The sequence below is a fragment of the Frankia nepalensis genome, from assembly GCF_016786325.1.
Taxonomy (GTDB): Bacteria; Actinomycetota; Actinomycetes; order Frankiales; family Frankiaceae; genus Pseudofrankia; species Pseudofrankia nepalensis.
On record NZ_JADWYU010000107.1, the window covers coordinates 1 to 21,303 of the forward strand.

The 21,303-nt window shown below is 75.1% G+C and carries 14 protein-coding genes; 3 read left to right on the forward strand and 11 right to left on the reverse strand.

Annotated features, from left to right (window positions below; translation table 11 throughout):
• Nucleotides 1-1,063, forward strand: a 1,063-nt coding sequence (locus I6A81_RS13220) for an exonuclease SbcCD subunit D (RefSeq protein WP_238441502.1), incomplete at its 5' end; no start/stop codon positions are given.
• On the forward strand, nt 1,063-4,413 hold the full coding sequence (locus I6A81_RS13225; RefSeq protein ID WP_203010193.1) for an AAA family ATPase: 3,351 nt from the start codon (nt 1,063-1,065) through the stop codon (nt 4,411-4,413). The genes I6A81_RS13220 and I6A81_RS13225, both read left to right, overlap by 1 nt.
• 211 nt (nt 4,414-4,624) lie before the next feature.
• Here I6A81_RS13225 and proB read toward each other — a convergent pair whose 3' ends face one another.
• The 4 genes from proB to rplU form a co-directional block, all read right to left on the reverse strand.
• Nucleotides 4,625-5,740 carry a glutamate 5-kinase gene (proB, locus tag I6A81_RS13230; RefSeq protein WP_203007427.1) on the reverse strand — a complete coding sequence of 372 codons (1,116 nt, stop codon included), beginning with the start codon at nt 5,738-5,740 and terminating at the stop codon, nt 4,625-4,627.
• Between the two features lie 2 nt (nt 5,741-5,742).
• A complete protein-coding gene (gene obgE / locus I6A81_RS13235) occupies nt 5,743-7,545 on the reverse strand; it encodes a GTPase ObgE (RefSeq protein WP_203007426.1) in 1,803 nt (600 codons plus the stop codon).
• A 275-nt stretch (nt 7,546-7,820) separates the two neighbouring features.
• Nucleotides 7,821-8,087, reverse strand: coding sequence for a 50S ribosomal protein L27 (rpmA, locus tag I6A81_RS13240; RefSeq protein ID WP_203007425.1), 267 nt, complete (start codon nt 8,085-8,087; stop codon nt 7,821-7,823).
• A gap of 5 nt (nt 8,088-8,092) precedes the next feature.
• Nucleotides 8,093-8,410, reverse strand: a complete 318-nt coding sequence (rplU, locus tag I6A81_RS13245) for a 50S ribosomal protein L21 (RefSeq protein ID WP_203007424.1) — start codon at nt 8,408-8,410, stop codon at nt 8,093-8,095.
• 555 nt (nt 8,411-8,965) lie between these two features.
• Between rplU and I6A81_RS13250 the strand changes: the two genes are divergently transcribed.
• The gene (locus I6A81_RS13250; protein WP_238441503.1) at nt 8,966-9,346 is read left to right on the forward strand and encodes a hypothetical protein; all 381 of its coding nucleotides are present in this window, start codon (nt 8,966-8,968) and stop codon (nt 9,344-9,346) included.
• 67 nt (nt 9,347-9,413) lie between these two features.
• Here I6A81_RS13250 and I6A81_RS13255 read toward each other — a convergent pair whose 3' ends face one another.
• The 7 genes from I6A81_RS13255 to mreC form a co-directional block, all read right to left on the reverse strand.
• Nucleotides 9,414-13,160: a ribonuclease E/G gene (locus I6A81_RS13255; protein WP_203010195.1), complete on the reverse strand. Its 3,747-nt coding sequence runs from the start codon at nt 13,158-13,160 to the stop codon at nt 9,414-9,416.
• Nucleotides 13,161-13,403: 243 nt separating this feature from the next.
• Nucleotides 13,404-14,174: a TIGR03936 family radical SAM-associated protein gene (locus tag I6A81_RS13260; protein WP_203001965.1), complete on the reverse strand. Its 771-nt coding sequence runs from the start codon at nt 14,172-14,174 to the stop codon at nt 13,404-13,406.
• The gene (locus tag I6A81_RS13265) at nt 14,155-16,143 is read right to left on the reverse strand and encodes a TIGR03960 family B12-binding radical SAM protein (protein WP_203001964.1); all 1,989 of its coding nucleotides are present in this window, start codon (nt 16,141-16,143) and stop codon (nt 14,155-14,157) included. The genes I6A81_RS13260 and I6A81_RS13265 overlap by 20 nt, the downstream gene beginning before the upstream one ends.
• A gap of 20 nt (nt 16,144-16,163) precedes the next feature.
• On the reverse strand, nt 16,164-17,396 hold the full coding sequence (rodA, locus tag I6A81_RS13270) for a rod shape-determining protein RodA (protein WP_203001963.1): 1,233 nt from the start codon (nt 17,394-17,396) through the stop codon (nt 16,164-16,166).
• A 66-nt stretch (nt 17,397-17,462) separates the two neighbouring features.
• Nucleotides 17,463-19,769, reverse strand: coding sequence for a penicillin-binding protein 2 (gene mrdA, locus I6A81_RS13275; RefSeq protein ID WP_203001962.1), 2,307 nt, complete (start codon nt 19,767-19,769; stop codon nt 17,463-17,465).
• A complete protein-coding gene (gene mreD / locus I6A81_RS13280; RefSeq protein ID WP_203001961.1) occupies nt 19,766-20,311 on the reverse strand; it encodes a rod shape-determining protein MreD in 546 nt (181 codons plus the stop codon). Before mreD ends, mrdA begins: the two co-directional genes overlap by 4 nt.
• On the reverse strand, nt 20,308-21,174 hold the full coding sequence (gene mreC, locus I6A81_RS13285) for a rod shape-determining protein MreC (RefSeq protein WP_203001960.1): 867 nt from the start codon (nt 21,172-21,174) through the stop codon (nt 20,308-20,310). The genes mreD and mreC overlap by 4 nt, the downstream gene beginning before the upstream one ends.
• Nucleotides 21,175-21,303 lie beyond the last annotated feature (129 nt).

A 21,303-nucleotide genomic window follows, 5' to 3' on the forward strand; every position in this document is an offset into this window, starting at 1 on the left:
CCCCGGGGGGGGCCGGGTCGGGGCCCCCCGGCCCCCCCCCGGGCCGCCGCCCGCGGCGGGGGCCGGGCCCCCCGACGTCGACGACGACGCCACGGTCGAGCCGGACGCGGGACCGGACGGGCGCGACGACGACCCCGCGGAGCCCACCGCCCGGGCCGCCGACACCGGCCCGGCCTGGGCCGAGGCACGGCCGCCGTCCCCGGCCATGGGAGCGGAGGAGCCACCGTTCCCGGGCATGGTCTCGCTGTTCGACGAGGAGGAGCTCGCCCCGAGCCTCGTCCCCACCCGGCCCCGGCGGCCCGCGGCGGTGCCCGGCCGGTCCCGCCGGTCGGCGCCGCTCTCGCACGCGGCGACGATGCGCCGGGCGATGACGGCCGTCCGGGCCGACCTCGCCGGCCACCCGGGCGTACGGTCGGTCGTCGTCGCGCACGCCTGGGTCACCGGCGCCGCCGGCAGCGACAGCGAGCGCGACATCAGCGTCGGCGGCGTCGGCCAGGTGCCCGCGACGCTGTTCGACGGGATCACCTACGCCGCGCTCGGCCATCTGCACCGCCCGCAGCGGGTCCAGGGCGCGCCGCACGCCCGCTACAGCGGCTCCCCGCTGGCCTACTCGTTCTCCGAGGCGGGCGACACGAAGGCGTCGCTGCTCGTCGAGCTGGGGCCGACAGGCCTGACCCGGGTGGAGACGGTTCCCGTCCCGACCCGGCGGCGGATGACGATCCTGCGCGGCCGGCTCGCCGACCTGCTCACCCGGCTGGAGTACGGGGAGCACGCCGACGACTTCGTCGCCGCCGTGCTGACCGACCAGGCCCGCCCGCTGGACGCCATGACGGCCCTGCGGGCCCGCTTCCCGCGCACCCTCGTGCTGCGGCACGAGCCGGAGCTCGCCCAGCCGGCCGACACCCGGACGTTCGCCCAGCGCACCCGTGGCCGCGACGACCTGGACGTCGCGGCCGACTTCGTCGACTTCGCCCGCGGGACCCCGGCGACCGACGCCGAACGAGAGCTGCTTGCCGCGGCGCTCACCGACGCCCGGCTCGCCGCCGCGACGCAGGCCGGCTGATGCGCCCACACCACCTCGAGCTCACCGCGTTCGGCGCGTTCCCCGGCGACGTCGACCTCGACCTGGACCGGCTCGGCGCCGGCGGGCTGGTGCTGCTGTGCGGCGAGACCGGCGGCGGGAAGACGACCCTGCTCGACGCGCTCGGGTTCGCGCTCTACGGCGCCGTCCCCGGTCTGCGCGGCGTGCGCGACCTGCGGTCGCACCATGCCCCGCCCGAGGTCGGCCCCTGGGTCCGGCTGGAGTTCTCCGTGCCCGGCGGGCGATACCGCGTCACCCGCACCGCCGGCTGGGACCGGCCGCGCAAGCGGGGCGACGGCACCAGCCGGGTCCATCCCACGGCGCTGCTGGAACGCTGGACCGGGTCGGGCTGGGACGCGTTCGCGACCCGCAACGAGGACGTCGGCCACGAGATCGGCCTGCTGCTCGGCATGAAGCCCGACCAGTTCTTCCAGGTGGTGATGCTGCCGCAGGGCCGGTTCGCCGACTTCCTGCACGCGGACAACGACGCCCGCGAGGCGCTGCTCAAGCAGCTGTTCAGCGTCGGCCTGTTCGAGCGGGTCGAGCAGTGGCTCGCCGACCGCGCCAAGCGCGCCGCCGACGACCACGCCCTCGCCCGGGCGGACCTCGACCGGGTCCGCGCCAGGGTCACCGAGGCGGCCGGCCTCGAGACGCCCCAGGACCAGCCGGACGAGACCGGGCGGCGCGGCCGGGCCCGCCCGCCGGGCGGCGAGACGCCGTCCCAGGACTGGGCGGCGTCGCTGGCCGCCGATGCCCGGGCGGAGGCGGACGTGGCGGCGGCGCGGCGCGACGACGCGGCGCGGGCGCGCGAGCAGTCCGAACGGGTCCTCGCCGAGGCCCGCGAGGCGACGCGGCGCGCGGTGGAGCGAGCCGAGCTGCGCGCCCGGCTCGCCGGGCTCGAGGCGCGCGAGCCCGAGATCACGCTGCTCGCCGACGAGCTCGACGCGGCGCGGCGCGCGAACCCGGTGGGCCGGGCAGTGGCCGAGGCCGAGAGCCGCGTGGTCGAGGCGCGCGCCGCGGACGCCGCCGCGGCGGCGGCGCGAGACGCGGTCGCCACCGCGGCCGTGCCGCCGGCCGGCACGGCGGACGACACGGCGGACGGCACCGGCACGGCGGACGGCACGGACGCGGCGGACGGGCCGGGGTCCTCCGTCGCGGACGGGGCCCTGCGAGCCGGGTCCGACGCGACGGCGGCGGATCTCGCGGCGCTCGGCGCCCTCGCGCACGCCGAGTCGGGCCGGCTGGAACGGCTGGCGGACGCGGTCGCGGCGGCCGAAGCGGACGAACGGGAGGCACTGGCGGCCGACGCGGCCGTCAGGGAGCACGCGCGGGCCGTCGCCAGTCACGAGACCGAGATCGCGACGACGCTGCCCGGCGTCCGGGTGGCCGCCGAGGAGCGGGTCGGGCGGGCGCGGGAGGCGGCGCTGCTGGCGCCGGCGCTCACCGACCGCTCCGGCCAGCTGGCCGACCTGGCCGGCGCCGTCCGCGAGCGCCTGGCGGCGCGCGGCGCGGCGGCGGACGCCGCCCGGGACGCCGCGCTCGCCCGGGCGCGGGCGGGCGAGCTGCGCCAGCAGCGCTTCGACGCGATCACCGCCGAGCTGGCCGCCGCGCTGGTCGACGGTTCCCCGTGCCCGGTGTGCGGCGCGCTGGGCCACCCGGACCCGACCGAGGTGCGCGCCGACCACGTCGGCAAGGACGAGGAGCTCGCGGCCGAGGCGCGGGCGGCGCGGCGGGAGGCCGCGGCGAGCGAGGCCGCGCGGCGGCTCGCCGGGCTCACCGAACGGGTCCGCACGCTGCGCGCGACCCTGCTGCGCGTTCCCGACTCCCTCCCCGCCGCCGTCGCCGAGCGGTCCGCCGCGAGCCCCGTCGACCCGGTGCGGGAGCTGCTCGACGAGCTGCGCGGCACGCTGCTCGACGAGTCGGTGCTGCTCGACGACGCCACCAGCCCCGGCTCGGCCGATCATGCCCCTGGCTCGGCCGACCGTGACTCGGACGATCCCGACTCGGCCGAACGCGGGTCCGCCGGCCACGACTCCGCCAAGCCCGGAGGCGGCGGCCCGGAACCGGCCGAACGGATCGCCACGGAGCTCGACGCGGTCGCGGCGGCGTTCACCGTGGCGGCCCGCGAGGCCACGGCGGCCGCCCGCGACCTGCCCGGCGCCGAGGCGGGCCTCGCGGCGCTGGCGGACGCCGAGACCCGGGCGCACGCCGAGCTCGCCACCCACCGGTCCGAGCAGCGCCAGGCAGGGCTGCGGGCGGCGGCGGCGCGCGAGCGGGCCGCCCGGGCGCTCGCGAAGGTCCCGGCGGCGCTGCGCGACCCGGCGCGGCTCGTGGCCAGGGTCGACGCCGTCGCCGCGTTCGCCCTCGCCTGCGGACAGGCCGAGCAGGCCGTACGCGCCGCCCGCCAGGCCGCCGGCGAGGTCTCCCGCGCCGAGGCCGCCGCCGTCGCCGCCGCGGCGGAGGCCGGCTTCGCCGACCCGGCGGCGGCGCTGGCCGCCCGCCGGGACGCGGACTGGCTGGCCGACGCCGAGCGGCGCGTCCGGGAGCACCGCGAGGACCGGGTCCGGGTGCTGTCCCGGCTCCAGGACCCCGAGCTGGCCGAGACCGCCGCCGGTCCGCCCGCGCCACTGGACGAGCGTGAGCGGGCCGCGGCCGACGCGAGGGCGGCCCACGAGCGGGCGCTGGCCGCGGCGGCCACCGCGGCCGAGCGTGCCCGCCGGCTCGCCGCCCTCGTCGACGAGTACGCCGCCGCGCACGCCGCGCTCGCGCCCCGCAGGACCGCGGCGGACCGGCTGCGCGCGCTCGCCGACCTCGCCGCCGGCCGGGGCGGCAACCAGCACGGCATGCCACTGTCGAGCTACGTGCTGGCCGCGCGGCTGGAGGAGGTCGCGCAGGCGGCAAGCCAGCGGCTGGCGGCGATGAGCGGCGGCCGCTACACCCTCGTCCACGACGCCGGCGAGCGCCGCGACCGGCGTCGCAGGGCCGGCCTCGGCCTGCTCGTCGAGGATGCCTGGACGGGCCGCTCCCGCCCGACAGCCACCCTGTCCGGCGGCGAGACCTTCCAGGCGGCGCTCTCGCTGGCGCTGGGCCTCGCCGACGTGGTCAGCGCCGAGTCGGGCGGCCACGCGATCGACGCGCTGTTCGTCGACGAGGGCTTCGGCACCCTGGACCCCGACAGCCTCGACGAGGTCATGAACGTCCTCGACGAGCTGCGCTCCGGCGGCCGCCTGGTAGGTGTCGTCAGCCACGTCGCCGACCTGCGCCTGCGCATCCCCACCCAGATCCAGGTCCACAAGGGCCCGAACGGCAGCACCGTCGAGACCACGATCTGACCTGCTTACCACTCCCTCGGCTTCCGCTACACTGGCCGTACCCCCTCAGGGGCTACGGCCGCTGAGTCGAGGCCCGCTTCGGCGGGCCTCTGTTTTTCTGGCTGTTTTTCTGACGCTGGCCACACGGCTGGCCGCCTCTGACGTCTCCAGTCACTCCGCCGCTGACGCGGGCCCGCTTCGGTTGGTCTTCCGCTGGAGATCGGTGGCCGGCTCAGCGGGTGGGGAGCAGCAGGACGAGGTCGTCGCGGTGGACGACCTCGCGTTCGTAGCTGGGGCCGAGGTCGGCGGCGAGCTCCGCGGTGCCGCGGCCCAGCATGCCGGGCAGCTCCGCGGAGTCGAAGGCGACCAGGCCGCGGGCGACGGGGCGGCCGGCGGGGTCGACGAGGTCGACCGGGTCGCCGGCGGCGAACTCGCCGTCGACGGCCGTCAGGCCCGCGGGCAGCAGCGACGCCCGGCGGTCGACCACCGCGGCGACCGCGCCGGCGTCCAGGTGCAGCCTGCCCTGCGGGGTGGTCGCGTGCGCCAGCCAGAGCAGGCGGGAGGCTCGGCGCGGGCCGGTCGGGTGGAAGACCGTGCCGACCTCCTTGCCAGCCAGCGCCTCGGCGGCGAGCGCCGCCGACGTGACGATCGTGGTCACCCCGCCGGAGGCGGCCATCCGGGCGGCGTCGATCTTCGTCGCCATCCCGCCGGTGCCGACACCGGCCGTGCCGGTGCCCTTGGCGGACAGTCCTTCCAGGTCGGCGTCCGACCGCACCTCGCGGACCAGGTTCGCCGGGCCCAGCCGGGGGTTCGCGTCGTAGAGCCCGTCGACGTCGGACAGCAGCACCAGTAGGTCGGCGGAGACGAGATGGGCGACGATCGCCGCGAGACGGTCGTTGTCGCCGAACCGGATCTCCTGCGTGGCGACGGCGTCGTTCTCGTTGACGATCGGGACGATGCCGAGTTCGAGCAGCCGGTCGAGCGCGGTACGGGCGTTGCGGTAGTGGGTGCGTCGGATGACGTCGGTCGCGGTGAGCAGCACCTGGCCGACCTGATGGCCCGAGTGCCCGAACGCCTCCGCGTACTGGTGGACCAGCGCGCTCTGCCCGACGCTCGCCGCGGCCTGCAGGGTGGCGAGGTCGCGCGGCCGGCGCGACAGGCCCAGCGGGGCGAGCCCGGCGGCGATGGCACCCGAGCTCACGAGTACCAGCCGGCGTCCCGCGAGCGGGCGCACCGAGGCGACGAGAGCCTTCAACCGGTCAGCGTCCAGGCCGCCGGCCGCGGTCGTCAGCGACGACGACCCGACCTTGACGACGACCCGCTGCGCGTGCTCGACGAACGACCGCACGCCTACTCCTCGTCCCCCGCCCGTCGGCCGCCGGTCCGCTCCTCGTCGTTCCCGTCGTCGCCCGAGGACGCCGCGGTGCCATCGTCCTCGCGGCCGGCCCAGACGACGACGGGGCCGTCCTCGTCGCCGGCATCCTCGTCGCCGGCATCCTCGTCACCGGCGTCGTCGTCCCAGTGGTCGTTGTCCTCGCCGCCCCAGACGGCCTCGTCCCAGCCCGCGTCCCGCCGGTCGGCGCGGGTGACCACACCGTCCTCGTCGACGAGGACGCCGTCCTGGGCGGCCTCGAACGCGCCGTCGGCGGCGTCCGGGGCGTCCAGCTCCGCGAGCCGCCGGGCCCGGCGGGTCAGCCGCTCGCCGCGGGTCAGCCGGACGGAGCCGCTCAGCCGGTCGTCGCTGCCGCGCGGGCCGAGGACGCCCTCGCGGGCCCGGGTGACGCCGCTGCCGCCGACGGTCGCCACGCCGCCGGTGGACTCGTCCGCGCGCTGGGTCGCGTACTGGGCGAGGGCACCGCGGCCGGACAGGGTCGGCTCCCAGTCGAAGGTGACGTCGCCGATGGTGACCTCGGCGCCGGGCTCGGCTCCCAGCCGGGCGAGCTGCTCCTCGACGCCGAGCCGGGCAAGCCGGTCGGCGAGGTAGCCGATCGCCTCGTCGTTGGTGAAGTCGGTCTGGCGGATCCAGCGCAGCGGCTTCGCTCCGGTGACGACGAACCCGTCGCCGACCGCGCGGACCGCGAAGTCGGGCTCGTCGACGGCTCTCGGGCGCAGCACGATCCGGGTGGCCGACGCCACCGGCGACGCGCGGCGGTGCTCGGCGACCGTCCCGGCGAGGAACAGCGACAGCGCCCGGGTGCCCTCCCGGGTCGCGGTGCTCACCGGGAAGACCTCGAGCCCGCGCTCGCGCAGATCGGGGGTGACCAGGTCGGCGAGATCCCGGCCGTCCGGAACGTCGATCTTGTTGAGCACGACGACGCGCGGCCGGTCGGCCAGGTTTTCCGAGTAGGCCGCAAGCTCCCGTTCGATCACGTCGAGGTCGGAGAGCGGGTCGCGGTCCGGCTCCAGCGTCGCGCAGTCCAGGACGTGCACGATCACCGAACAACGCTCGATGTGGCGCAGGAACTCCAGTCCCAGCCCACGGCCCTGGCTCGCGCCCGGGATCAGGCCGGGCACGTCGGCGACGGTGTAGGGCGGCAGGTCGCCCGCCCGTGCCACGCCGAGGTTCGGCACCAGCGTGGTGAAGGGATAGTCGGCGATCTTCGGCTTGGCGGCGCTCAGCACCGACACCAGCGATGACTTGCCGGCGCTGGGGTAGCCCACCAGGGCCACGTCGGCGACCGACTTGAGCTCCAGGACCGCGTCCAGGCTCTCCCCTGGCTCGCCAAGTTCGGCGAACCCGGGCGCCTTGCGGCGCGCCGACGCGAGCGCGGCGTTGCCCCGCCCGCCGCGGCCGCCGTGGGCGAGCACGAACGACGTGCCGGCGCCGACCAGGTCGACGATCTCCTCGCCGTCCTGCGTGAGCACGACGGTGCCGTCGGGGACCGGGAGCACGAGGTCCTCGCCGTCGGCGCCGTTCTTGTTCGAGCCCTGTCCCGGCCGACCGCTGGTGGCACGCCGGTGCGGATGGAAGTGGAAGTCGAGCAGGGTCGTCACGCCCGAATCGACGATCAAGGTAATGTCGCCGCCCCGGCCGCCGTTGCCACCGTCCGGTCCGCCAAGCGGCTTGTACTTCTCCCGGTGGATCGACGCGCACCCATGCCCGCCATCCCCTGCGGCGGCATGCAGAACCACCCGGTCGACGAACGTGGGCACAGCTTCTACCTTTCCGGTCAATCCGCCTGCCGGCGCCGGCCATTGGGTAGCAATCGACTGCGCACGTCGTCGGCGGCCATCGCAGCGAGCATGAAGAAAGCCGCACTAGGCAACCAGGGCGGTCCACCCGGCACGGCTTTGTCTTCTTGGATTTACCCCTCAGATCGGGCGAAGCCCGACGCCGGGGGTCCGGGGGTCGCCCCCCGGGCAGACATCCTGAGGCGGCTCACCGGGAAGCCGGCCGAAGGGCGGCGAACACGGTGAGCCCAGCCGCGTCAGGCGGCCGCTGTCTCCAGGGCAACCACGTTCACGACGCGACGGCCGTGGCGGGTACCGAACTGGACGTGGCCCTCGGCGAGGGCGAACAGGGTGTCGTCCTTGCCGCGGCCGACGAGAGCACCCGGGTGGAAATGGGTGCCGCGCTGGCGGACCAGGATCTCGCCGGCCTTCACGTACTGACCGCCGAACCGCTTCACGCCCAGCCGCTGGGCGTTGGAGTCACGACCGTTGCGCGAGGAACTCGCGCCCTTCTTGTGCGCCATCTCGCTCAGGCCTTCTTGGTCTCGATGCCGGTGACCTTCAGCCGGGTCAGCTTCTGCCGGTGACCCTGCCGCTTGTGGTAGCCGGTCTTGTTCTTGAACTTGTGGATCCGGATCTTCGGACCCTTGACGACGCCGACGACCTCAGCGGTCACCTCGACGGACGCGAGCGCGTCCTTGTCGGCGGTGACCGACTCACCATCGATGAGCAGCAGCGCCGGAAGGTTCACGGCCGCGCCCGGCTCACCGGAGAGAAGCTCGACGTCGACCACATCGCCGACGGCGACCCTGTGCTGCTTGCCGCCGCTGGCAACGACCGCGTACACCAGTTCTCCCTGCTCCTGGGGCCCGCGCGCACATCCATCAACCGCCGCGCGAGCTCGTGTCCTCAAGGTGCCGCCGTGGCCGTGCGCTGCGGCCATCCCGAGCCGCGCGACCCATCCCTCAGCGGCACCCTGCTGGTTCCGCTACTGGTGTTGCTGGGTCTCGCGCGGCGCTCGGCTGGCACACGCCCGTCCGGAGTGGCACCAAACCTACCCCGTGTCGCTCTACCCTACAGGGCATCCGGGCCCCAGTGGCGACCAGCACCGCTCGAGCGCGCCCGGTGGCGCCGGCTCCTACCCCGGACGGGCGACAAGCACCCCGGACGGGCGGCAAGGCACCGGTGCCCAGCCACAGAGCGTCGCCCATCGACGCCGCTATCGTCACTTTCCGTTGATAGCCAGTCCGGATGGGCACGTTCCCCGGTCCCGGTGGGTGGCACCGGTCTAGGGCCGCATCACGCGCGGCTGATCCGGACGTGTCATGGTCACCACCCGCCCCGCCGGGAACGATGGAATCGGCGACGGAGAAGTCCGGCGGGGGCGGAAGGGCGGCCGGGAATGACCGAGGTGGGATGGGAGCTGGCGGCCTGGGCCGCGGGCGCGGTGGCGCTGCTCGCGCTGCTGGCGGTGCCGGTGGCCTGCTGGGCGACGCTGCACGGGCCGGCGCTCGCGTCGCGGCTGGCGGTGGCGGCCGCGGCCGCGCGCCGCGACGACGCCGCGGCCCGCCTGGGCGATCAGGACGACCTGGTGCAGACGCTCGTGGTGGCGACCTACGCGCTACAACTCGGTGACCACGACAGGGCAAGGGACGCCGTGGACGGCGCGCTGCGCCGCTCCCGTGACACCCTCGACCGGCTGCTCGCCGAGGCCGGCCGGCCGGCGCTGACCGGGACGGGCACGCCGGCCGCCGCGGGAGGCGGCGGCCGGCGTCACGGCTAGCCGGCCCAGGTCCTGGTCGGACCGGCCTTCGCTCCGTCTGCTCCCCTGCTTCGCTGAGGCGCTCCGGCTACTCCACCGAGGCCGAGGCCTCGACGGGCTCCGTCGGCTTCGCGACCGGACGCGACGCTCGGCGCGGCCGGCGGCCCCGGCCGGCGACGACGGCCGGCTCGCCGCCCTCGCGCGACGCGACGCTGTCCGGGTCCCCCGAGTTCGCGAACACGGTCGGCCCCGCGCCGGCATCGGCTCCGTCGGCGTGGATTCCGTTCGAGGCGACCGGGACGGCGTCGACGACCACGCCGTCCGTACCTGGCCAGCCCACACCTCCGGCCTCGCCGGCCCGCGACTCGGGGTGGTGGTCCGCGTCGGTGCCCGGCGCGTCCGGCCATCCGGTGCCGTCGGCCGCCAGCTCCGGCGCCGCGGGTGGCGTCACGGTGAGCGCCGCGGCGGCCTCGGGCACGGCGGCGGTCACCGGGCTGACCGCCCGGCGGGCCCGCCGGGACCGACGGCCGCCCTCCCGCGCCCCATCGGGCTCGCCCGCCGTCCCGGCCACACCGGCACCGGTGGGCTCCTCGGCGGCGGCGGCCGGCTCCGCGGTCTCGGTCGGGCTGTCGAGATCGACGACGACCGCCTCGGTGCCCTCCACCCCTGGCGCCTGCGCGGCTGGCGATCCCGGGAGCGAGCCCCGGCGGGCCGCCCGCCGGGGCGGCGGCGCGGGCACCGGCGCGGCTGGCGCGGGCGCGTGGTGACCGTCCAGGTGGATGATCACACCTCGCCCGTTGCAGTGCGCGCACGCCTCGCTGTATGCCTCGAGCAGGCCCTGACCGACCCGCTTGCGCGTCATCTGGACGAGCCCCAGGCTGGTCACCTCCGCCACCTGGTGGCGGGTCCGGTCCCGGCCGAGGCACTCGGTGAGCCGGCGCAGCACCAGCTCCCGGTTGCTCTCCAGGACCATGTCGATGAAGTCGATGACGATGATCCCACCGATGTCACGCAGCCGGAGCTGGCGGACGATCTCCTCGGCCGCCTCCAGGTTGTTCTTGGTGACGGTCTCCTCGAGGTTGCCGCCCTTGCCGGTGAACTTGCCGGTGTTGACGTCGACGACCGTCATGGCCTCGGTCCGGTCGATCACCAGCGAGCCACCAGACGGCAGCCACACCTTGCGGTCCAGCGCCTTCGCCAGCTGCTCGTCGACCCGGTACTCGCTGAACACGTCGGTCGTGCCCACGTACCGCCGGACCCGGGCGCGCAGGTCCGGCGCCACCATGTCGACGTAGTTCTCGATGGTCTCGGCCTCGGCCGAGCCCTGCACGACCAACTCGGTGAAGTCCTCGTTGAAGATGTCGCGGATCACCCGGACGACCAGGTCCGGCTCGCCGTACAGGAGCGCCGGGGCGTTCGCCTTCTGCGCCTTGCGGGTGATGTCCTCCCACTGGGCCGCGAGGCGTTCGATGTCGCGCTCGAGCTCCTGTTCGCTCGCGCCCTCGGCGGCGGTTCGCACGATCACGCCGCCGTCCTCGGGAGTGATCTTCTTGAGGATGCTCTTGAGCCGCGCACGCTCGGTGTCCGGCAGCTTGCGGCTGATCCCGGCGCTCTGCCCGTCGGGCACGTAGACCAGGTAGCGGCCCGGCAGGCTGATCTGGCTGGTCAGCCGCGCACCCTTGTGCCCGATCGGGTCCTTGGAGACCTGGGCGAGCACCGACTGGCCGGGCTTGAGCACCTGCTCGATCTTGCGAGGCTTGCCCTCCAGCCCGGACGCGTCGTAGTTGACCTCGCCCGCGTAGAGGACCGCGTTGCGGCCCTTGCCGATGTCGACGAACGCGGCCTCCATGCTGGCCAGCACGTTCTGGACCCGGCCGAGGTAGACGTTGCCGGCGTAGGACGCGGAGCTGGCCCTGGTGACGAAGTGCTCGACGAGCACGCCGTCCTCGAGCACGGCGATCTGGGTGCGGTCGCCGGCGTTGCGGACCAGCATCCGGCGCTCGACGGACTCGCGGCGGGCGAGGAACTCGGCCTCGGTCACGATCGGCGGGCGGCGCCGGCCGACGTCTCGGCCCTCCCGGCGACGCTGCCGCTTGGCCTCGAGCCGGGTCGAGCCGCTGACGCCGCGGACGAGGTCGTCGTCGCGGCGCGCCTCGCGGACGTGCACGACGGTGTTCGGCGGGTCGTCGGGCGCGCCGGCGGCCTCATCGCCCGTCGTCGACCGGCGCCGGCGACGGCGCCGGCGCCGCGAGCCGACGCGGTCGTCGCCGTCCTCGTCCTCGTCGTCCTCCAGGTCGGCGGCGGCCCGCTCGTCGGCCTCGTCGTCGGCCTGGGTGGCGGATTCGGCCTGGTCGCCGAGGCCCGCGGCGGCCGGTTCGCCGGCCTCGTCGCCCGCCTCGCCGGCGGTCGCGGTGTCGAGACCCTCGTCGCGCGCCCGGCCGCGGCCACGCCGGCCCCGGCGGCGACGGCGGGTCCCGGCCAGGTCGGCGTCGTCGAAGCCGTTGTCCGCCTCCGAGGCGCCCGCCTCATCCGGGGGTCCCGCCTGATCCGGGGTTCCCGCCTGGTCGGTCTCATCCGGGGTCCCCGCCAGATCCGGGGTCCCTGCCCGATCGGCGGAGCCGATCGGGGAGGTCTGGGAGGTCTGCGGGGAGGTCCGGGAGCGGCTCCGGGACGCTCGGGTCCTGGGCTCCTCCGGCTGGCCGGTCTCGCCAGCCGCGGTGAGCACCGCCTCCTCGGCGACTTCCGCGGCCTCCTCGGTCTCCCGTCCGGCCCGGGCCGGACGGTTCTCCGCCTCCCGCTCGCGCTCCGCGTCCCGGCCCCATGCCTCGCGGGCGGCCAGGTCCGGCGCCTGGAAGGTCACGGTCGTCACCGGCCGACGCACCACCCGCGGCGCGGAGGCCGCCGGCTCGGAGTCCAAGCCGGACGAGAAGGTCGACGTACCGCGGGCGCTCCACTGCGGCGTCGAGGAGCGGGCGGCGCGGGTCGTGGCCTGGGCCGGCTCCTCATGCTCGGCCGAAGCCTGCTCGACGGCCGGCGCGGCGGCCTCGGCCGCGGCTGGCGCGGCGGGTTCGACTGGTTCGGCGGGCCGCTCGCCCTCGGCGGCGGGCTCGGCCGCCCCGGCCGCGCGAGCACGGCGACCGGGCGCCCGGCGCCGCGTCCGCGCCGGCGGGGCCTCGACAGCCGGCTCCGCGGCGGCCTCGGCCGCTGTCTCGGCGGCCGACGGCTCAGCGATGGACGGTTCGGCGACGGCGGGCTCGGCGGCCGGCTGCTCGGCGGCGGGCTCTTCGGCCGCGGCCGGCTCGACGGGAGCCGCCGCGGCGCGGCGGGCGGACCGGGCTCGCCGGCGGACCGGCTCCGCCGGCGGCTCGGCGGCCGGGGCCGGCTCGCTCGGCGGGGCCACGGCGGCCGGTGTTCCCGCCGGATCGGCGGAGCCCTGGGGCCCCGCCGGATCGGTGGGGGCGAGCTGGGAGGTCTGCTGGGAGAGTTCGACGGCCGGCGGCTCGACCGGCGCGGCCGGGAGCGGTTCGGGCGCCAGCGGCGCGAGCACCGCGCGGACCGCGCGGCGCGACCGGGCACGCCGAACCGGCTCGGCGGGAGCCTCCTCGGCCGCCGGCGGCTGCTCGGCGGCCGGCGGCTGCTCGGCGGGAGCCGCCTGGGCGACTGGCTCGCCCGAGACCGGCCCGGCCGCGGGCTCCGCCTCGTCCTGGTCGGGCTCGGCGGCCGGGCCGGGCTCGTCCGCCTGGGCCGCTTGCGCGATGGCGTCCTCGTCAGTCGGCGGCTCGGCCACCACCGAATCGCCGGTGGCGGCCGGTTCGTCGACCGGGGTGGACTCCATGGTCACGAGGTCTTCCCGCGGCGGGCCCGCGGGCCGGCCGGCGGCGCGACGGCGCCGTGGGGCGCTGGCGGATTCCTCCGCTGGCGCTGCTGTGGGGTTGTCGTCGCCGGGGATCAGAGTGTCGTCGGGCACGGGATATGAAGCCTCCGGGCTCCCGGGCGCGCTGCCAACGGCAGGTCGCGACCGCGCAGAAGCCGCTGTCTCGTCCGGCGGGTGACCGCCGTAATCCTGCGACGCCCTGCGTCAAGCTGGGAGCCGACCCGCCGACCTGCCCGTGTCACTGTCGTTCGGTATGAGCGGGTCCGCCAGCGTTCCATCCGCTCGGATCAGTCCCTGCTCGAGCCTGGTTGGCTCCGGTGGGACCGGAAACGTCAGCGGCGGAACGGCGACCACGCCAAGGGCGGTCAGCACGTCGTCTGGTCGCACAGCGGGCGTCGTGTGCCGTACAACCACGTCCAGTATCGCACAGTCGGGAAGCTCCGCACGGCAAACGGCGCAGATCACCGCCGCCCGCACGTCCACCGGCCGCGGTCCGTTCTTGGTTTTCCGCTCCACCTCCACGCTGTCGCGGGCCAGCAGCGCCGCCACCGCGCGGGAAAGCTCCGTCTCGGTCACCCCGGGCAGCCTGATCCGCCAGTGGGACCCGTCGATCCGATCGGCGATCGACCCCTCCGCCGGGACGCAGGCCAGCAGGTCCAGGCCGGGCGGCAGGGCGGCGTCCAGCGCCGCGCGCAGCGCCTCCGGATCGACGTCGGCGGCGAGCCCCAGCTCGACGTACTCCGCCTCGCTGGCCGCCCCGGTCGGCGCCGCCCCGCCCACCCAGGAGACCTTCGGGTGCGGGGTGAAACCGGCCGAGTACGCCATCGGGATCCGCGCGCGGCGCAGGCCACGCTCGAAGGTCCTGGCGATGTCGAGCTGGGAGAGGAACCGGAGCCGGCCGCGCTTGGCGAACCGCAGCCGCACCCGGGCGACCGGGGGCGGCGTCGGCGGGCCGTCAGGACGCCGAGGCGGCACTGGTGGGCACCTGCTTCTCGGGCAGCGGCTGCTTCTCGGGCAGCGACGGCACGGGGGCCAGCGGCAGCAGCTTGCGATGCGTCGGGCCGATCTCGATCTGCGTGCCCATGGTCGGGCAGACCCCGCAGTCGTAGCAGGGGGTCCAGCGGCAGTCGTCCAGGTCCGACTCGCGCAGCGCGTCCTGCCAGTCCGACCACAGCCAGTCCCGGTCCAGGCCGGCGTCAAGGTGGTCCCAGGGCAGCACCTCGCGCTCCGCGCGGTCCCGGGTGGTGTACCAGTCCAGCGAGACGCCCAGCGGCTCGAGCTCCGCGGCCGCGGCCCGCTCCCAGCGCTCGTACGAGAAGTGCTCGCTCCAGCCGTCGAACCGGCCGCCCTCGCGCCACACCCGCTCGATCACCCGGCCGACCCGGCGGTCACCGCGGGCGAGCAGGCCCTCGACGATGCTGGGGCGGCCGTCGTGGTAGCGGAACCCGACGGCCCGCGCGACCTCACGGTCGGCACGGACCGTGTCGCGCAGCAGCTGGAGCCGCTGGTCGACGACCTGCCAGGGTGCCTGCCCCGCCCACTGGAACGAGGTGTGCGGCTTGGGCACGAACCCGCCGATCGACACCGTGCAGCGGATGTCGCGCTGGCCGGAGGCCGCCCGCCCGGCCCGGATGACCTCGCGGGCGAGCCGGGCGATGCCGAGCACGTCCTCGTCGGTCTCGGTCGGCAGTCCGCACATGAAGTAGAGCTTCACCTGGCGCCAGCCCTGCGCGTAGGCCGCGCTGACGGTACGGATCAGGTCCTCTTCGCTGACCATCTTGTTGATGACCTTGCGGAGGCGCTCCGAGCCGCCCTCGGGGGCGAAGGTGAGACCACTACGCCGGCCGTTGCGGGAGAACTCGTTCGCCAGCGTCACGTTGAACGCGTCGACGCGGGTGGACGGCAGCGACAGCGACGTCTTGGTGCCCTCGTACCGGTCGGCGAGCTGGGTCGCGAGCTCGCCGATCTCGCTGTGGTCCGCGCTGGACAACGACAGCAGCCCGACCTCGGAGAAGCCGGACGCCGCGAGCCCCGCCTCGACCATCGCGCCGATCGTGTCGATCGAGCGCTCCCGGACCGGCCTGGTGATCATTCCCGCCTGGCAGAACCGGCAGCCTCGGGTGCAGCCGCGGAAGATCTCCACGCTCATCCGCTCGTGCACGGTCTCGGCGAACGGCACCAGCGGCGCCTTCGGGTACGGCCAGGAGTCCAGGTCGGTCAGGGTGTGCTTGGCCGGGCGGGCCGGGATGTCGTCCCGGTTCGGGGTGACGGCGGCGATCGCGCCGTCGTCGCCGTAGCGGACGTCGAAGAACGCGGGGACGTAGACCAGGCGGCGCCGCGCGAGCCGGGCGAGCAGCTCCTGGCGCCCGCCGGGGCTGCCGGCGGCCCTGAAGGCGCGCACGACGTCGGTGATGTCGAGCGCCGCCTGCTCGCCGTCACCGAGGACGGCGGCGTCGAGGAAGTCCGCGACCGGCTCCGGGTTGAACGCGGCGTGCCCGCCGGCGATCACCAGCGGGTGCTCGTCGGAGCGGTCGGCGGCGCGCAGCGGGATACCGGCCAGGTCGAGCACCGTGAGCAGGTTCGTGTAGCCGAGCTCGGTAGCGAAGCTGACGCCGAGGATGTCGAAGTCGCCGACCGGGCGGTGCGCGTCGACCGTGAACTGGGGGATGTCATGCTCACGCAGCAGCGCTTCCAGGTCCGGCAGCACCGCGTAGGTGCGCTCCGCGACCACGTCGGGCTGCTCGTTGAGGACCTCGTAGAGGATCTGCAGGCCCTGGTTGGGCAGGCCCACCTCGTAGGCGTCCGGGTACAGCAGGCACCAGCGGACCGACGCGGGCTCCCAGGGTTTGACGGTGGAGTTCCCCTCACCGCCGACGTACTGCACGGGCTTGCGAACCCTGGGCAGCAGCGGCTCCAGGCGCGGGAACAGCGACTGTCCGGACATGGTCCCAGCCTACCGAGCCCTCAAAGCGCGTACGGGTCGGTGCGCGACCGCAGCCGCACGTTCTGCAGTAGGCCCACCGCCAGCATGTTCGCGAACATGGACGATCCGCCGTAGGAGACGAACGGCAGCGGCAGGCCGGTCACCGGCATGATGCCCAGCGTCATCCCGATGTTGACGAACGCCTGGAAGGCGAACCAGCACACCACCCCGGTGCCGATGAGCGCGCCGAAGGTGTCGTCGGAGGCGGTGGCGATCGACAGCGCCCGCCACAGCACGATCCCGAGCGCCAGCAGGATGCCGCCGGCGCCGAGGAAGCCGAGCTCCTCGCCGGCGACGGTGAACACGAAGTCGGTCTGCTGCTCGGGGACGAACTGTCCCTGCGTCTGCTGGCCGTGCAGCAGGCCGCGACCGGCGAGCCCGCCGTTCGCGATCGCGGTCTTGGCCTGGTCGACGTTGTAGCTGGTGGTCGAGTTCGTCGACGCGTCGCTGGACACGAACGACGTCAGCCGTGCTTCCTGATACGGCTTGAGCAGGTGGAACTGCAGGATCGCCGTGCCGAGCAGGACGCCGCCGAGCAGCAGCCCGAGCACCCAGCGGCGCGGCGCGCCGCCGACGGCCAGCATGCCGAGGATGACGAACACCAGCACCATCACGGTGCCGAAGTCCGGCTGCAGCATGATCAGCACGATTGGCACCAGCGCGAGCGCGAGCACGACGACGACGTCGAGATCGCCGGGCCGGGCGGCCCGCACCCCGTTGCGGCCGTCGCGTTTCTCCCCCAGGATCATCGCGACGCCGACGATCAGCGCGACCTTGGCGAACTCGGACGGCTGCAGCTGGAAGCCGGCGGGCAGCACGATCCACGAGTGCGCGCCGTTGATCGTCGTGCCGACCACGAGCACCGCGACCAGCCCGAGCAGCGAACCCAGGTAGACGAACGGCGCGTAGGCGCGCAGCAGCCGGTAGTCCAGCAACATCGCCGCCGTGGCGAGCACCAGGCCGATGACCAGGTTGAGCAGGTGGCGCTTGAGGAACGAGTTCGGGTCGCCGCCGACGTCGGCCAGCCGTGTCCTGGTCGCCGACCAGACCAGCAGCGCGCCGAGCACGGCGAGCGCGAGCACCGCGCCCGTCAGCACCCAGTCGAGCCGGCGCAGCGGCGAGTGCCGGCCGGATGCCCGCTCGCGCAGCTGGCCGATCCGGCCACGTGGCGCGACCGGCGAGGAGCGCAGCGCGGCCGAGCCCAGGTCGTCCACGGTGCGTCCTCCGATCTGTCTCGTCCGTTCCAGTCCGTCAGATGAGCGGTCTCGCCGGCTTGCCGGCTAGCCGGCGAGTCCGGCGGGCGGCGCGCGCGGCCCGCCGGACAGCGTGCCGGCGGCGCTCGCCCCGCCGGCCGGCACCCCTGGCCGCGCCGTCAGAACGGCCGGCCGGGCGAGTCGTCCGTCCGGCGGCGCCGCGCCGGCGGCGTCCGGCGACGTGGGCGCCGACTGCGCCGGCCCGACGGCCGCGGGACCGAGGGCCGCTGAGGGAAGGACGTCGATCTGCCCGTCGCTGCCCACCTGGGGAAGGTCACCCGGAGGCAGGCCGCCGGGCATCTCCGCCGGCCGGCCGACCCCGAAGATCGCCTGGTAGATCTGCTTGGCCGCCGGGGCGGCGTAGGTGGCGCCGGTGCCGGAGTCGGGAATGGTCACGACGACGACATAGCGGGGGTCGCTCACGGGCCCGAACGAGGCGAACCAGGAGGTGTCCTCGCGGCCCTCGACCTCGGCGGTGCCGGTCTTGCCGGCGATCGGGATGATGTCCTTCGGCCAGTCGGCGAACACGCCGCTGGCCGTGCCGCCGGGCTCGGAGGTGACGCCGTGCAGCGCCTCCCGGATGTAGCCCAGCACGTCCCCCGGCACCGGGAGCTTGCCCTTGACGACCGGCTCGAAGCGCTTGACGACCGTCCCGTCCGGAGCGACGACGGCCTTGGCGAGCTGCGGCTGCAGGACGGTCCCGCCGTTGGCGATCGACGCATAGGCGACGGCGAGCTGCAGCGGGCTGACCGACAGGTACTGCCCCTGCCCGATCGAGAACTGCGCGGCCGCGCCGGCGTTGTACAGGTAGCCGTCGACGCACGCCTCGGAGGCGTACTGCTGGTAGCGCTTGGCCTTGACCGGGTCCTTCTCCTCCGGGTAGCCGTTCGCGGCCCGCCGGCAGTAGGACTCCTTCAGCTCCTCCCAGATGGCCCGCGCCTTCTCCCGCCCGACGACCGCGCCGGGGGCCTCCCCCGGCAGGTCGATGCCGGTGCGGGAGCCGAAGCCCATGGCCTCGGCCATCTTCACGAAGTGCTCCGCCGGCTCGGCGTAGGGGCCTCGGCCGTTGCGCAGGCCCCCGTCGCGCAGCCACTCGTCGTAGGCGAACTTGTCGAAGATGACGTCGCAGGAGATCACCAGCGCCTGGTGCAGGGTGATCGGGCCGGCCGACGATCCGTCGAAGTTGTGGAAGGTCTGGCCACCGATCTGCAGCGTCGGCGCGCAGTCGAAGTTCTGTTTGGGCTTCGCGCCGAGCCAGGTCATCGCGACCGCCGTGGAGACGACCTTGAACGTCGACGCGGCGGCCCCGGTGCCCTGGTAGGCGCGCGAGAGCAACGGGATGCCGTTGGCCGGGTCGGACAGCGCCTTGTAGTCCTCCTGCGAGATCCCGCCGGTGAACACCGACGGGTCGTAGGACGGCAGGCTGGCGAGCGCGATCACCCCGCCGTTCTTGGCGTCGAGCACCACCGCGGACGCGGTGCGGGCGTGCGGGCCGCCGGGCAGCTTGTCGAGGACACCCTGCAGGGCCTGCTCGGCCGCGGCCTGCACGCCGCGGTCGAGGTGGAGCACCAGGTGGTTGCCGGGTACCGGCGGCGTGTCCGACGCGGTGCCGGAGACGCGGCCGAACCGGTCCACCTCCAGCCCCTCGACCCCGTCGACGCCGCGCAGCTGCTCGTCGTAGACCGACTCGAGCCCGGCGACCCCGACCAGGCTGTTGAGGTGGAACTTGTCGGGGCCGGACTCGCCGTCCTTGCGGGCCGCGGCCTGCCGGTCGAGCTCCTCCTGGCTGACCGGCGCCAGGTAGCCGAGCTCGTGCGCGGCGAGCGAGCCGAACGGGTACTCGCGGACGGCCTGCAGGTCGGCGGTGATCCCGGGGAACCGCTCCGGATGCTCGATGATCGCGAGCGCCTGCGCCGGGGCGACGTCCTGGGCGACCGGGACCGGCTGGTAGGGCGAGCCGTTCCAGCAGGGCTGGGCCACCGTCGCCGAGCAGAACCGGATCTTCTTCTCGATCTCGTCGACGGGCATGCCGATCACCGACGAGAGCTGCGCGAAGGCCGCGCGGCCGCGGTCGGCCTGGCGGTCGGTGGTCGACCGGTTCACCGAGATGACCAGCGAGCTGCGGTTGCGCACCAGCGCCTCGCCCTGGTCGTCGAGGATCATCCCGCGCGGCGACGAGGTGACGACCTCGCGGACCCGGTTGGTCTCGGCGACCCGGCGATAGCGGTCGTTGTCGAGGATCTGCAGCACCCACAGCCGGGCTCCGAGCGTCACCAGCAGGGAGAGGGCGAGCACCCGCAGCATGATGATCCGGGCACGGATCCCGTCATTCACCGCCGTCTCACCCGCCTGGTCCGGCGCACCCCGGCGACCACCGCGGGGAACAGGAACGGGGTGAGCAGCGCGGCGTACAGCGCCGCCGTCAGCGCGCGCAGGAGCACCGGCCCGGCCTCGGTGGGCGCGCCGTCGCCCAGCAGCACGGCGACCAGGACGTTGCCGAGCGAGCCCGCCGCGACCGCCCCGGAGATGGCCGCGAGCGCGACCAGGACCGAGCGTTCGGTCGCCTCGGCGACCAGGCCGACCAGGTAGCCGACGAGGCACAGCACCAGCGCCGAGCGGCCGAGGACGTGGGTGGACAGCAGGTCGCCGAACAGGCCGGCGGTGAAGCCGAGCAGCGCGCCGACGACGGGGCCCTCGACGAGCGCGGCGGCCGCCAGCAGCAGGAGCACCAGGTCGGGGTGCCCGCCCGGCAGCGGCAGCCGCGCGACCACGCTGACCTGCCCGATCACGGCCGCGAGCAGGACGACGACCAGCGCCGCGAACGTCGGCGCGTGCACCTCGACGTCGCTGTCCGGATCCCACAGCTGCACGCTCATCCGGTGTCCCCGCCCTGGCGCGGCGGCAGCACCCGGTCACCCGGGTCGGTCGGCGGCTTGCCGACGACGACGGCGACCATGTCGAGCTTGCCGACCGACACGTACGGCCGGACCTCGGCGGTCCGCGACAGGCCGTCGACGTCGGTGACCTTCGTGACCTCGCCGATCGGCACGCCGGCGACGTAGTCGAGGCTGCCGAAGGTCACCAGTCGCTCGCCGGGCCGCACCCGGTAGGACGCGTCGTACAGGGTGAAGGTCAGCGTGTTCGGGCCGGAGCCGCCGGAGACGGCGCCGAGCAGCTGGGTGCTCTCCAGCCGAGCGCCGATCTTGCTGCGCGGGTCGCAGAACAGGCGGACGACGGCCGTGTGGTCGGTGAGCGAGACGACCGTGCCGACCAGCCCGTCCGCGTTCAGCACGATCTTGTCGGTCGCAAGGCCGTCGGCCTTGCCCGCGTTGATCGTCACCGTCCAGTCGGTGCCGCTGACGTCGCCGACGGCGATCACCCGGGCCGGGATGATCGTGTACTGGCCCTTGTCCGCGAGCAGCCGCAGGGCGGCCAGCTCCTCCGCCTGCCTGGTGACCTCGACCCGGCTGGCGAGCTCGCGGCGCAGCGCCGCGTTCTCGTCGGCCAGCCGGTCCGCGCGGTCGTGATAACGGTTCGGGTGCACCAGCGACGACACGGTCCGCCCGATCGGCCTGGCCACGGCGGTCACGCCGTTCTCGACCCCACCCACAGCCCCGTGCAGGAACCCGCGCACGCCGCCCGCGCCGCGGCCGGTCTTGTAGTCGATCGTGATCAACGTGAACGTGATGACGAGCAGGATGGCGACGACAAGCCGGGAACGCCTCTGCTCACGCCCCACGACGACTCCTCACGGTCCCCACGCCCGACGTCGGTGTTCCTGACGTCGCCCTACCCGACATTCCCCCGAGGACAGGCCCCCACGGACAGGCCCCACGGACGAGGAGGTAGCCCCTCCGCGCTCGCCCAC